Origin of the sequence: Amycolatopsis sp. NPDC024027 (assembly GCF_040638975.1) — a bacterium.
In the GTDB taxonomy this organism is placed as follows: domain Bacteria; phylum Actinomycetota; class Actinomycetes; order Mycobacteriales; family Pseudonocardiaceae; genus Amycolatopsis.
On record NZ_JBEZYY010000030.1, the window covers coordinates 24,689 to 37,116 of the forward strand.

Annotated in this window: 15 protein-coding genes; 9 read left to right on the plus strand and 6 right to left on the minus strand. The window is 73.7% G+C overall.

Annotated features, from left to right (window positions below; genetic code table 11):
* Positions 1 to 2 precede the first annotated feature (2 nt).
* Both AB0F52_RS44925 and AB0F52_RS44930 read right to left on the minus strand, forming a co-directional pair.
* Positions 3 to 1,628, minus strand: a complete 1,626-nt coding sequence (locus AB0F52_RS44925) for a PH domain-containing protein (RefSeq protein WP_360184533.1) — start codon at positions 1,626 to 1,628, stop codon at positions 3 to 5.
* Positions 1,625 to 2,122, minus strand: coding sequence for a PH domain-containing protein (locus tag AB0F52_RS44930; protein ID WP_360184536.1), 498 nt, complete (start codon positions 2,120 to 2,122; stop codon positions 1,625 to 1,627). Before AB0F52_RS44930 ends, AB0F52_RS44925 begins: the two co-directional genes overlap by 4 nt.
* A 92-nt stretch (positions 2,123 to 2,214) precedes the next feature.
* On the opposite strand from AB0F52_RS44930, the gene AB0F52_RS44935 reads away from it, so the two are divergent.
* A complete protein-coding gene (locus AB0F52_RS44935; RefSeq protein WP_360184539.1) occupies positions 2,215 to 2,811 on the plus strand; it encodes a TetR/AcrR family transcriptional regulator in 597 nt (198 codons plus the stop codon).
* A 137-nt stretch (positions 2,812 to 2,948) separates the two neighbouring features.
* Here AB0F52_RS44935 and AB0F52_RS44940 read toward each other — a convergent pair whose 3' ends face one another.
* Positions 2,949 to 3,602 carry a GPP34 family phosphoprotein gene (locus AB0F52_RS44940; protein ID WP_360184542.1) on the minus strand — a complete coding sequence of 218 codons (654 nt, stop codon included), beginning with the start codon at positions 3,600 to 3,602 and terminating at the stop codon, positions 2,949 to 2,951.
* A gap of 171 nt (positions 3,603 to 3,773) precedes the next feature.
* Here AB0F52_RS44940 and AB0F52_RS44945 point away from each other — a divergent pair, with 171 nt between their 5' ends.
* Both AB0F52_RS44945 and AB0F52_RS44950 read left to right on the plus strand, forming a co-directional pair.
* Positions 3,774 to 5,009, plus strand: coding sequence for a histidine kinase (locus AB0F52_RS44945; RefSeq protein ID WP_360184545.1), 1,236 nt, complete (start codon positions 3,774 to 3,776; stop codon positions 5,007 to 5,009).
* Positions 4,984 to 5,634, plus strand: coding sequence for a response regulator transcription factor (locus tag AB0F52_RS44950; protein ID WP_360184548.1), 651 nt, complete (start codon positions 4,984 to 4,986; stop codon positions 5,632 to 5,634). Before AB0F52_RS44945 ends, AB0F52_RS44950 begins: the two co-directional genes overlap by 26 nt.
* Here AB0F52_RS44950 and AB0F52_RS44955 read toward each other — a convergent pair.
* From AB0F52_RS44955 to AB0F52_RS44965, 3 genes are all read right to left on the minus strand, one after another.
* Positions 5,631 to 6,338: a M50 family metallopeptidase gene (locus AB0F52_RS44955; protein WP_360184550.1), complete on the minus strand. Its 708-nt coding sequence runs from the start codon at positions 6,336 to 6,338 to the stop codon at positions 5,631 to 5,633. The genes AB0F52_RS44950 and AB0F52_RS44955 overlap by 4 nt on opposite strands.
* 77 nt (positions 6,339 to 6,415) lie before the next feature.
* On the minus strand, positions 6,416 to 6,787 hold the full coding sequence (locus tag AB0F52_RS44960; RefSeq protein ID WP_360184553.1) for a helix-turn-helix domain-containing protein: 372 nt from the start codon (positions 6,785 to 6,787) through the stop codon (positions 6,416 to 6,418).
* Between the two features lie 40 nt (positions 6,788 to 6,827).
* Positions 6,828 to 7,250: an SRPBCC family protein gene (locus tag AB0F52_RS44965; protein WP_360184556.1), complete on the minus strand. Its 423-nt coding sequence runs from the start codon at positions 7,248 to 7,250 to the stop codon at positions 6,828 to 6,830.
* Between the two features lie 23 nt (positions 7,251 to 7,273).
* On the opposite strand from AB0F52_RS44965, the gene AB0F52_RS44970 reads away from it, so the two are divergent.
* The 6 genes from AB0F52_RS44970 to AB0F52_RS44995 all read left to right on the plus strand — a co-directional run bounded on the left by AB0F52_RS44970 (position 7,274) and on the right by AB0F52_RS44995 (position 12,340).
* The gene (locus AB0F52_RS44970; RefSeq protein WP_360184559.1) at positions 7,274 to 7,804 is read left to right on the plus strand and encodes a TetR/AcrR family transcriptional regulator; all 531 of its coding nucleotides are present in this window, start codon (positions 7,274 to 7,276) and stop codon (positions 7,802 to 7,804) included.
* Positions 7,805 to 7,816: 12 nt separating this feature from the next.
* Positions 7,817 to 9,553: a CocE/NonD family hydrolase gene (locus AB0F52_RS44975; protein WP_360184562.1), complete on the plus strand. Its 1,737-nt coding sequence runs from the start codon at positions 7,817 to 7,819 to the stop codon at positions 9,551 to 9,553.
* An 80-nt stretch (positions 9,554 to 9,633) separates the two neighbouring features.
* Positions 9,634 to 10,038: a hypothetical protein gene (locus AB0F52_RS44980; protein ID WP_103335042.1), complete on the plus strand. Its 405-nt coding sequence runs from the start codon at positions 9,634 to 9,636 to the stop codon at positions 10,036 to 10,038.
* A complete protein-coding gene (locus AB0F52_RS44985; protein WP_360184565.1) occupies positions 10,035 to 10,247 on the plus strand; it encodes a hypothetical protein in 213 nt (70 codons plus the stop codon). The genes AB0F52_RS44980 and AB0F52_RS44985 overlap by 4 nt, the downstream gene beginning before the upstream one ends.
* Before the next feature lie 45 nt (positions 10,248 to 10,292).
* Positions 10,293 to 10,979 (plus strand): response regulator transcription factor, encoded by a 687-nt coding sequence (locus AB0F52_RS44990; protein WP_360184568.1) that lies wholly within the window; start codon positions 10,293 to 10,295, stop codon positions 10,977 to 10,979.
* Positions 10,976 to 12,340 (plus strand): HAMP domain-containing sensor histidine kinase, encoded by a 1,365-nt coding sequence (locus tag AB0F52_RS44995; protein ID WP_360184571.1) that lies wholly within the window; start codon positions 10,976 to 10,978, stop codon positions 12,338 to 12,340. The genes AB0F52_RS44990 and AB0F52_RS44995 overlap by 4 nt, the downstream gene beginning before the upstream one ends.
* The last annotated feature ends 88 nt before the right edge of the window (positions 12,341 to 12,428 follow it).

Here is a 12,428-nt window from a genome sequence, read left to right on the forward strand (position 1 = left end):
ACCTAGGCCCGCGTCGCTTCGGCGGGCGCCGAAGCGAACTGCGCCAGCACCCCCGGGACGGCCCCGGCCGCGAAGGCGAGCCCCTCGGCGGCATCGGCGTCGCGGATCGCGTAGGCACCGGCGCCCGCCGCGGTGGTCGCGGTGAACGTCGCCAGCCCGCGACGGCGCTGGAACACCGACTGCTTCACGGTCCAGCCGATCACCCCGTCCCGGGCCAGCACGGCGGTGCTCCGCCGGACCGAGCCCGCGCGCGTCACCAGGTAGCGGCCGCGCGAGCCGTGCCCGAGGCCGCGGTAGGCGTCCAGGGCCAGCAGGACGGCCACCGGCAGCGCGACGACGGCGAGCACCCCGCCGAGCACGAGCAGGACGCCGGTGAGCACCGTGCCGAGCAGCAGCAGGACGAGCACCGGCGCGAGCACGGCCGCCGACGCCCAGCGCAGCCGCCGTCCGCGCGCCGCCGGCGGGTGCGGCACCAGCGCGACCGCGTCGATGCGCTCGCCCAGGACCTTCGCGGCGACGTCGTGCGCCACGGCCCGCGGCGCCGCGGGCAGGAGCGTCTTGGAATCCGTCTCGTCGTCGTCACGCTTCATGCCGGTGGCGATGGCGTCCACCCGGGCGGCGCCGGCGAGCCGGGCCCCGAGCGGCTCGACCAGTTCGACGCCGCGCAGGCGCCGCTCTTCGACGGTGGTCGACCGGGTGGTGAGCAGCCCGCGGCGGACGCGCAGGGTTCCGCCGGGTTCGCGGTCCAGCCGGTAGTGCCACCACATCTCGGCGAACAGGCCGACGGCACCGGCCACGCCGACGATGATCGCCAGGGCCAGCAGGATGCTCACGGTCAGTGGAAGGTCGCCGAAGAGGTGCAGCAGCCACCTCAGCAGCCTGCCGCCGGCGCCGAACCAGTCCGCGACCTTGAAGAGGGTCCCGAATGCGGCCAGGCCGAGCGTCGGCGCGACGAAAGACAGCGGTGCATAACGGATCCAGCGTGGGTCGAGTGTCGCGAGTAGACCGTCCTTTGTGGCTGGCTCCGGGGATCGGTGCAGGAGCTCGGCGCGCAGGGCTTCGGCGTCCGCTCTGGCCAGCGGGGAGAGGATGATCTTCTCCTGCTGCCCGGTGCCGATGGCCAGCGCCGCGACGCCGAACGCGCGGTGCAGCGGGTTGGCGGTCAGGTCGGCGCTGCGGATGCGTTCGCGGAGCAGGGATTTGCGGGTGTGGACGGCGAAGCGGAACTCGATCTCGAGCCGCTCGGCCGTGCAGCGGAACCGGGTGTGGCGCCAGCGGACGTATTCGGCGAGCACGCCCGCACCGACGAGGAGGAGCGCGGCGGCCGGGACGAGCCAGAGGGACCGGGTGCCGATGGCGGTCGGGGTGCCGGCGGAGACGGCGACGCCGGCCAGAAGGACGGCGGTGACCCCGAGGGTGCGCCGGTCGAGCCGGCGCCAGCCACCCGGGTCGCGACGGTCGGCCTGCGTCGGGGCCGCCGCGTAGGCGTGCTCGGGTGAGGGACCCGTGCCACTGCTGCGGGCAGGCTTCGGGTCACCCGCGGAGGCTCGCTCGGGCGCCGGGCTCATGCCGCTGCCGCGGACAGGCGTCGGGGCGGCCGCCGAGCCGGGCTCGGGCGCCGGGCTCATGTCGCGTCCCCCGGGGTGGCGTCCGTGCGCTCGGTCAGCCGCTCCGCCACCTCCGCCGCGAGCCGCGCGTCGAGGCCGACCAGGCGCACCGCGCCACGGGCCGAGGCCGTCGTCACCGTGACCGTCGCCAGGCCGAACCGCTGCTGGAGCGGGCCGCGCAGCGTGTCGACCGTCTGCACGCGCGACAGCGGGGCCACCCGCCACTCCTGCCACAGGAACCCCGAGCGCACGTAGACGGCCGTTTCGGTCACCTCCCAGCGGTGCAGGCCGAACCACCACCGCGGTAGGACCGCGCACCAGGCCGCACCGACGACCGCGACCACGGCGGCCGGGACCAGCAGCCAGAACGCGGCCGGCGGGATCAGCAGGCCGAGCACGGCGAGCACGAGCACGACAGGCCCGAACGTCAGCGCGCCCTGGGTACGCCACCAGGCGATCGCGCGGTGGTCGAGTGCGTGGCGCGGTGGCCGCAGCCGTAGTTCTCCGGTCTCCACCGGAACCCCCCGAGGTTGTTTTACAATGCGATCGCATCGTAACGGCGGAGCCCGGGTTTTCGCAATGCGATCGCATGACAACGGGAGCGGACGTGCCGAAACAGGTGGACCACGAGCAGCGCCGGGCGCAGATCGCCGAGGCGCTGCAGCGGCTGACCACGCGCGCCGGGCTGGAAGGCGTCAGCCTGCGCCAGGTCGCGGCCGAAGCGGGCATGTCCATGGGGTCGGTGCAGCACTACTTCAAGACGAAGGACGAAATGCTGCGGTACGCCCTCGAACACCGCCACAAGCTCCGCAGCGAGCGGATCACCGCGAAGGTGCTGGCCGAGGGACCGCCGACGCCGCGGTCGATCCTGCGCGCGTGCCTGGTGGAGATCCTGCCGCGCGACCCCGACAGCGAGGCCGACTTCCTCATCGGCGTCGCGTACTTCATCCGCGCCGTGGCGGACCCGGCGATGGCGAAGGCCTTCGGCGAGGGCATGCCGGAACTCCTGGACTTCTTCGCCGACCAGGTCCGCCAGGCCCAGGAGGCGGGCGACGTCGCCGCGTCGGCCGACCCGGCGACCGAGGCCGTCCTGCTCTGGGCGATCGCGGACTCCCAGGGCACGGAAATCCTGATGGGCCACCGCACCCCGGCCGAGGCGATCTCCACAGTGGACTACTACCTCGGCCGCCTCTTCACCCCCTGACCGTGTCGTCCCGGCAATCACGCGTGTCGGCTCCTCAATCACGCGTGTCGACCCTTCGCGCACGAACGGCGTGTGCGGGAACGGTCGACGCGCGTGATCCCGGGGTCGACACGCGTGATCGGAGGGACGACACGGCATCAGCCGCCACCGCCGCCGGAGGCCGCGGAGATCGCTGCCGTGCGGGCGGCGCGGAGCTCGCGGATCACCTTGCGCAGGGCCGGGACCGCGGCACCCGCCTGCTCCTCCAGCCGGGTGAGCCGGTCGCGGTGGCGGCGGCGCTCGGCGCGCGGGAGCACCTCGCCCAGCTCGACCGCCGCGGCCAGCGACGTCAGGGCCGCGATGTCCGCGGGCACCGGTGCGTCACCGCGCAACGCCGCCCGCACCTCGTCGCGCAACGCGGCCGCGGCAGCCGGCTCGCGGACCTCCGGACGGCGGCGCGGGAACAGCCCCAGCACGCGGGACGTCCGCAGCGCGATCACCCCCGCCGCGTCGAGCTGCGCCTCCAGCGAGTGCAACGTCCCGCGCGCACCGCGGCGCACCCAGGCGCGCCACTTCCGGTGCGGTTCGGCGGTGAGCTCGGCGAGCAGGTCGTCGAGCACCAGGTGACCGGTGCCGCCCGCGCCGGTCACCGCCGGCCGGCCGCCGTCGTCGGTGACCTGGCCGCGCAGCACCAGGTCCGTCAACGCCGCCGCGCGGACCAGCAGCGCCACGCGCTCGCGGTCCGGCAACCGGTTCCGCGCGGTGTCGCACGCCAGCAGGTACGCCCGGGTGGGCAAGGACAGCTCGGTCATCTCAGGTTCCGTCCCTCGTCGTCGGGACCCCAGTCCACCGGTTCCGGGGCGCGGGCGGAACCGGACGACGGCGGTGATCGCGGCGACGAACGTTGCCGGGTCCCCCGGCGGGTGCGCAACTTTGGTTGCGCATCCGGGGCGACGGCCCGGGACAGCGGTTACCGTGACCGCGTGACCACCGCCCGGCGGCCGCTCTGGCCGAGCCGCTCCGACGCCTGCTGGCTGATCTTCGCGGCCCTCGCGTTCGCCGGGATGAACATCCTCTTCCACGTCCTCGGCGACCGGACGACCGGCGCGTGGGGCCCGGCGGCCGGGCTGGTCCTGCAGCTCGCCTGCGACCTCACGCTGGTGCTGCTGTTCCGGTTCCCCGGCCCGGTCTACGCGTTCGTCACCGCGGCGGCGTTCGCGATGCTCGCGGCCGACACCTTCGCGCCCGGCCTGCTCGTGCCGCTCCACCCGCTCGCCCTGACGACCGTGCCGACGATCACCCCGGTGATCCTGTCCCAAGCGGCCCGGGCGCTGGACAAGCGGACCGTGCTGTGGGTGGCCGGCATCCTGGCCGTGCTGGCCGCGCGGCCGTGGACGCCGAACTGGGCGACGACGTCGTTCGGCCTGCTCAACACCGCGCTGCCGGCGCTGGCCTCGCTGTACTTCGAAGCCCGCCGGCAGCTGCTGCAGTCGCTGCGCGACCGGGCGGAACGCGCCGAGCGCGAGCAGCACCTGCTCGCCGAGCAGGCCCGGGCGGCGGAACGGCGGCGGCTCGCGGGCGAGATGCACGACGTCGTCACGCACCGGCTCAGCCTGATGGTGCTGCACGCCGGCGCGCTCGGCGTGACGTCGGCCGACCCGGCCGCACGGACGGCGGCCGAGGACATCCGCCGCGAAGGCGCGCTGGCGCTGGACGAACTGCGCGACCTCGTCGGCGTCCTGCGCAACGGCGCCGAGACCGGGCCGCGGACGCTCAGCCCGGAGGAGCCCGGCGATCCGGCGCGGCTGGTCGAGGAGTCCCGGTCGGTCGGGGTGGCGACGGACCTCGTGGTGGACGGCGATCCGGCGCAGGTGTCGCCGACCGTCGCGCGCACCGCGTACCGGCTCGTGCAGGAGGCCCTGACGAACGTGCGCAAGCACGCGCCGGGCGCGTCGGTGACGGTGTCCCTGCGCTACCACCCGGGCGGCCTCGACGTCTCGGTGGCCAGCACGGCGGCGGCGCACCCGCCGGACCCGGCGCTGGCGGGCAGTGGCTCCGGCGCGGGGCTGGCCGGGCTGCGGCAGCGCGTCGAACTGGTCGGCGGGCGCTTCGACGCGGGCCCGCGACCCGGCGGCGGGTTCCGGGTCGGTGCGATACTGCCCGCCTACGTCCCGACGGCGGAAGGCACGCACTGTGATCCCGGTGCTCGTGGTCGATGACGAGCCGATGGTCTGCGCGCACCTGCGCACGATCCTGGGCTCGGCAGCCGACATCGAAGTGGTCGCCCAGGCCGCGGACGGCGCCGAAGCCGTCGAGGCCGTGGTCCGGCACCGGCCCCGCGTGGTGCTGATGGACCTGCGGATGCCGGGCGTGGACGGGCTGACGGCGATCGCGCGCATCACGGCGCTGCCCGACCCGCCGGCGGTGGTCGCCCTGACGACGTTCGACGCGGACACCTACGTGATCCGGGCGCTGCGCGCGGGCGCGGCGGGCTTCCTGGTGAAGTCGACACCCCCGGAGGACCTGATCGGCCTGGTCCGGGTGGCAGCGGACGGCCACACGGTGCTTTCGCCGTCGGCCGCGCGCCGCCTGGTGGCGTTGTCTTCGGACAGCCGGGAACGCGGCGAAGACGCCCGGCGGCGAACGGCGGTGCTGACGGAACGGGAGCGGGACGTCCTGGCCTGCCTGGGTTCCGGACTGTCCAATGCGGACATCGCGGCGAGGCTGCACCTGGCCGAAGCGACGGTGAAGAGCTACGTCTCGCGGATGCTCGTGAAGCTGGACTGCGCGAACCGGACCCAAGCCGGGCTGCTGGCCCACGAGGCCGGGTTGGTCGCCCGCTAATGGAACAGCAGCGGCGCGGCGTGCCAGATCGCCCAGCCGTTGAGCAGGAACCACCCGCCGATCCACAGCGGCGACGGCATCTTGGTCTGCTTGGCCAGCTTGGCGGCGTCGTCCGTGTGGCCGGAGAACCCGCTGCTCCTGCGGTTCACGACGAGCACACGCACGCCGGCGAGCTCGCTGGTCAGCAGCAGCCAGGCTTCGGTGTAGGCGATGGCGGCGCGCAGCCAGCCCGGGGCATAGCGCAAAGCCGAGTACACGACCGCTCCCACCAGGAAGATCATGATCAAGGTGCGCAGGTCCCGGGCGAGCAGCAGGAGGAACACCATCGCGACGAGGGTCAGCACGAGCACGGCCGAGACGCGCCCGCGGTGCAGCAGGGCGGCCGCGCCCAGCCCGGCCAGTGGCGGCATCGCGTAGCCGGCGGCGGCGACCAGGACAGTGGACAGGCCCGCATGGCCGCCCGACCACGTGGTGCCACCTTCGGCACTGTCGATCTTGACGCGGGAGACGTCGCCGCCCACCAGCAGCGCAACCATCGCGTGGCCGCCCTCGTGGAACAGGGTGCCCAGGACGTTGGCGTTGCGCAGGAGACTCCGCCGGCCACTGGGCGGCGTGACGACCGAGGTCAGCGACACCGCGAAGGCGAACAACGCGGTGACCGCAACGACTCCCCAGCCCGGTGCGGGCACGGTCTCGTTGAGCACCGCGACAGTGTCCCTGCGGACGGGACGGCGGACCCCGGAACGCTACGGATTGTCCAGGAGCTGTCCAGCCGAGGTGACTACGCGGACGCGGGCGTGTGCTCCGCGTCATAGGCGTCCCGGGCTTCCTGGACCGAGGACATGTGCCGCCGGGCCCAGCGGTCGAGCACGTCCAGCGGCTCGGACAGGTTGCGCCCCAGCGCCGTCAGCTCGTACTCGACCTTCGGCGGGATCGTCGGGTACGCCGTGCGGGTGAGGATGCCGTCGCGGACCAGGCTGCGCAGGGTCTGCGTCAGCACCTTCTGGGAGATCCCGTCCACCCGGCGGCCGATCTCGGTGAACCGCAGCGGACCGGCGGAAAGGGCGCCGACGATCAGCACCGTCCACTGGTCGCCGATGCGGTCGAGCAGCTGGCGGGTCGGGCAGTTGCGGTCGTACGGATCGGGCTCCACGGCGCGCCTCCTCACTCTCCCCGGGAGAGTAACACGCCGATCAGGCGGTGGCGGCCAATCCGGCGGCCACCCGCTTGATGAAGGAACCGAGGAACCACCGGTAGAACCAGCCCGTGCCGGGGATCTTCGGCGTGAACGTCGAGTGCCAGTGGATGTCGGTGCCGCCGTCGCGGGGCGAGAGGTCGACGTAGGCCACGTAGTCCCGCAGCGGCAGGCCGTGCTCCAGCGCGTAGCCGAACCGGCGGCCGGGCTCGAGCGCGACGATCTTTTCGTACGAGCGGACACCGTTCGTCTTGAACAGCCGGACCGCGCCGAGGCCTTCCGGCCCCCCCTCCCCCGCGCGGACCAGCTCGAACGACCCCAGCGGCGACCACGCCGGCCAGCTCTTGCCGTCTCGCAGCAGGGCGTAGACGGCGTCGGCCGGAGCAGCCGTCCGGGCGTGGACCGAAATGCGTTGTACCATTTGGTACGTGTACCATCTGGTACATGATCGACGCAAGCCCGCGCGCCAAGCTGCTCGACGCGGCGATCGACCACATCGCCCACCACGGCGGGGCCGGCCGGAGCCTGCGGGCGCTGGCCGCGGACCTCGGCACCAGCCACCGCATGCTGATCTACCACTTCGGCTCGAAGGAAGGCCTGCTCACGGCGGTGGCGCGGGAGGTCGAGGCCCGGCAGCGCGCCGCGCTCGCCGGCCTCGACCCGGCGGAGTTCTGGCGCCGGCTCACCGACGATGACCTGCGCGCCAACGAAAAGCTGTTCTTCCAGCTCTACGGCCAGGCACTCGGTGGCACCCCGGGCACGGCGGAGTTCCTCGACGGCGTGATCGAAAACTGGCTCGGCCCCATCGAAGCCCGGCTCGCCCAGCTCGGCGTCCCGGCGGCCGACCGGCCCGCCCACGCCCGTCTCGGGCTCGCCGTCGCCCGCGGGCTGCTGCTCGACCTCGTCACGACCGGCGACCGCGAAGCCGTCGACGCCGCCATGGAGAAGTTCCTGGCAATGTACGAAAAACCGTGATCTTCTGGCCCGATGCGACTGCTACCGGGGTTCTTGGCCGCACTGCTCACGACGGCGGGGCTCGCGCCCGCGGCTTCCGCCGCACCACCGGAAAGCCGGCCGGTCTATTCCTACGCGGACGCGATCCGCCAGACGGCGTGGGTGGAGACCGGCACCGACCACGATCGCGACGGGAAGCCCGACCGCGTCGCCGCCGACGTCATCCGGCCCGACGCGCCGGTGCGCGTCCCGGTGATCCTCGACGTCAGCCCGTACTACGCGTGCTGCGGCCGCGGCAACGAACAGCAGAAGAAGACGTACGCGCCGGATGGCACGCCACAGCAGTTCCCGCTGTTCTACGACAACTACTTCGTGCCGCGCGGGTACGCCGTCGTGCTGGCCGACGTCGGCGGGACGAACCGGTCATCCGGCTGCTTCGACGACGTCGGGTCCGGCAACGCGGTCGTGAACTGGCTGGGCGGCCGGGCGAAGGCCTTCGACGCCCCCGACGGCGGCCGTCCGGTGACCGCGGGCTGGGCCACCGGGGACGTCGGCGCGATCGGCAAGTCGCAGGACGGCGCCACCGCGATCGGGATGGCCGCCTCGGGCATCGCCGGGCTGAAGACGATCGTGCCGGTCGAAGGCGTCGCGGACAACTACGCCCAGCTCATCGCGAACGGCGCTCCCATTGCCACGCCGGAGAACACCGGGTCGCCCTTCACCTACAACGAGCGCGCCGCCGAGCTGTGCAAGCCGTTCGAGGCGGACCTCAAGGCGCGTGCGGGCACGAACGGCGACTACACCGCCTACTGGCAGAGCGTGAACTACGTCCCGCGCGCCGGGCAGGCGAGCGTGCTGACCGCGCAGGGCTTCGGGGACTGGATCGTCGCGCCGAACCAGTTCGCCCGCTACTGGGACGCGCTGGGCCGGGCCGGCGTCCCGCGCAAGGCGTGGCTGAGCCAGGCCGGCCACACGGACCCGTTCGACCTGCAGCGGGCGCAGTGGGTCGAGACGCTGCACCGCTGGTTCGACCGCTGGCTGCTCGGCCTGCGCAACGGCGTCGAGCACGAGCCGGCCGTGCACCTCGAAACCGCGCCGGACCGCTGGACCGACGTCCGGAGCTGGCCGCCCGCGACGGCGCCGGTCACCTTCCGGCCGTCGGCCGACGGCACGCTGGGCCTGCACGGGTCAGGGACGGCGACCGTCGTCGACGACCCCGCCGTGACCCGCGAGGAGTGGACGACCCGGTTCACCGGTGCTCCCCTGCCCGCGCCGGTGCGGATCGCCGGGTCGCCGTCGGTGACGATCACCGCGTCGTCGGACAAGACCGCCGCCCGGCTCGGCGTCGCGCTCGTCGACTACGGCCCGGCCGACCTGCGGAACACCGCGACCTACGGCAGCGGGGTCGAGAACCTGGCCACGCGGTCGTGCTGGGGCTTTGGCACTGACGCTGACAGCGCGTGCTTCCTCGACACGGCGGCCGACGTCGTCGCCGTCGACCACCGGATCGTCGCCGCCGGCTGGGCCGACCTCGGGCACCACGCGTCGCTGGAGCACGGGGAACCGCTCGTCCCGGGCCGGGCGTACACCATGACCTTCGGCCTCACCGCGCTCGACCACGTCGTCCCGGCCGGGCACCGGCTCGGGCTGCTCCTCGGCGGCACCGACGGGCTGCTGTTCGACCCGGCGCTGCCGCGCCTCGGCGACACGGTGACGTTCGACCTCGCGCGGACGTCGGTCACCGTCGGCCTTACAAAGCCCGAACACTAGGCGGACGCCCTCCGAACACCGCCCCGCCAGAGTTCTCCTCGTACCCCGGAGCACTCCGGAACGGACACGAGGGAGAGACGATGCGAGGAACCACCTGGACGCGGCTGGCGCTGGCGGGCGGCGCGAGCGCGGCCTGCCTGCTGGTGGCGGCGCCGCTGGCGTCGGCCCAGACGACGTCGCCGGCGCCGGTCGCGCCGATCACGCTCAGCCCGCAGGAGTCGCAGCAGGTCTGCTCGGACTGGGTGCCGAAGCTGCAGAAGCGGGCCGACAACCTGAAGAAGCGGATCAACGGCGGCGCGGAGATCAAGGGTTCGGTGGCCAACCTCAAGGCGCGGGCGGCCGACCAGCGGGCGGCGGGGCACACCGCTCGCGCCGACCAGCTGGACCAGCGCGCCACCAAGCGGCAGGGCCGGATCGGTGAGCTGGACACGGCCAAGCAGAAGCTGGACGCCTTCGCATCCGCGCACTGCAAGCCGGCCAAGTGAGGGGCGCGAGGATCGCGGCAGCGGTCGGGGCCGCCGCGGTCATCGCGCTCGGCTGCTCGGCCTGCCGCGACAACCTGATGGGCTCGCCCTCCGGGGACGCGCCCGCGCCGTCGTCGGTGTCTTCGTCGTCTTCGTCGTCGGAGCTGAGCGGGATCGAGTCGACGCTGAACGGTATCGAGTCGGACATGAACAGCGATGGCTCGCCCTGACCGGCTAGCGTCTCCCCTCTGAACACGGCGGAGACGGGAGCAGGCATGGGGTCACCGGGACGCGGCCTCGTCCTCGTGGTCGAGGACGAGGCCGCGATCGCCGAGCTGGCGGCGCTCTACCTCAAGCGCGACGGCTTCGGTGTGCACGTGGAGGCCGACGGCGGCCGGGCCCTGGACGCCGTCCGGCGCCTCAAGCCGGTGGCGATCGTGCTCGACATCGGACTGTCCGGAATGGACGGCATCGAGATCTGCAAGGCGTTGCGCGCGGCCGGGGACTGGACGCCGGTGCTGTTCGTCACCGCCCGCGACGACGAGCTCGACCGCCTGCTGGGCCTGGAGATCGGCGCGGACGACTACCTCACCAAGCCGTTCAGCCCGCGCGAGCTGGCGGCCCGGGTCCGGACGGTGCTGCGCCGGGCCTCCGGGATGGCGCCGGCCGCGGAGACGTTCGCCGTGGGCGGCGCACGCGTCGACGTGCTTTCCCGGCGGGCGTGGGCGGGCGACGCCGAAATTTCCCTGACGTCCACGGAGTTCGACCTCCTCACGCACCTGCTCCGGCACCCCGGGCAGGTGCTTTCGCGCGACCAGCTGCTGAGCGCCGTCTGGGGGTACGCCGCGGCGGCGGGGACGCGCACGGTGGACGTCCACGTCGCTCAGCTGCGCGCGAAACTCGGGGCGTCGAGTCCGATTCGGACAGTGCGGGGCATCGGCTACGCGGCGGATCCGGCGTGAAGTCCCGGGGGACGCTGGCCGGGCGGATCACGCTGGTGTGCCTGGCCGTCGCGGGCATCGCGGTGATCGTGGCGGCGCTGGTCGCGTCCCGGCTGATCCGGACCACGGCGGACAACGTGCTGCAGTCGACGCTGGCCGCGCAGGCCGACGTCGTCGCGTCGCAATTGGACGAAACGGGCATCGGCAACCGGCTGGGCGTCGGCAAGGTGGCCGACGTCGTGCGCGGCCAGGGCATCTCGGTGGTGGTCCGCCGCGCGGGCGGGCAGGCGCTCGGGGACGCCGTCGCGGTCCAGGCCGCCGGGAAGCTCGGGCTGGCGGCGGACCACTCGGGGCGCGTCACGGTGGCGGGGTCGCAGTACCTGGTCGAGACGCGGGTGGTGGGCGCGCGCGGGGCGGCGTTCGCGCTGGTCCTGCCCGCGCGCAACGCCCAGGCGACGCAACGGGCGCTGGTGCGCAACATCCTGCTGGCGCTCGGGATCGGGCTGCTGGTGGCCGCCCTGGCGGGCTTCGTCTCGGGCCGGCTGCTGGGCCGTCCGCTGCGCCGGGCCGCGCTGGCCGCGGGATCGCTGCGGGCGGGGCGGCGCGACGTGCGGGTGCCGGTGCAGGGGCCACGCGAGGTGGCGGAGGTGGCCGGGTCGCTGAACTCGCTGGCCGACGCGCTGGCCGTCAGCGAGGCGCGGCAGCGGGAGTTCCTGCTGTCGGTGTCGCACGAGCTGCGGACGCCGCTGACCGCCGTGACGGGCTTCGCGGAGGCGATCGCGGACGACGTCGCTTCCGGTGACGACGCTGTGCGCGCGGGTCAGACGATCCAGCGGGAGGCGGTGCGGCTCGAGCGGCTGGTCACGGACCTGCTGGAGCTGGCCCGCCTGGGCGCGGACGAGTTCCGGCTGGACATCGCGGCGCTGGACCTGGCTTCGCTGGTTCGCGACTGCGCGGAGGTGTGGCAGCTGCGGTGCGGCCGGGAGGACGTCCGGCTGTCGGTTTCGGCGCCTCCTTCCCCGGTCCCGGTGCTGGCGGACGCGCGGCGGTTGCGGCAGGTCGTCGACGGGCTGGCGGAGAACGCCCTGCGCGTCACCCCCGCCGGCGCCCCGATGGTGTTCTCGCTGTCGGTGTCCGATTCGTCGGCTTCGCTGGCGGTCCGCGACGGCGGCCCGGGCTTGGCGCCGGAGGACTACCCGGTGGCGTTCGAGCGAGGGGTCCTGAACGCCCGCTACCGCGACCGCCGCCCGGTCGGCTCCGGCATCGGCCTGGCCCTGGTCCACGCCTTGGTCACCCGAATGGGCGGAACCCTGACAGCCGGCCCGGCCCCCGAAGGCGGCGCCGCCTTCACGATCACCTTCCCGCTGACTCCCCACCCCTGACCGTGTCGACCCTCCAATCACGTGAGATGCCCCTCTGATCACGTGAGATGCCTCTCCAATCACGAGTGAAGCCCTTCCGGACACACGA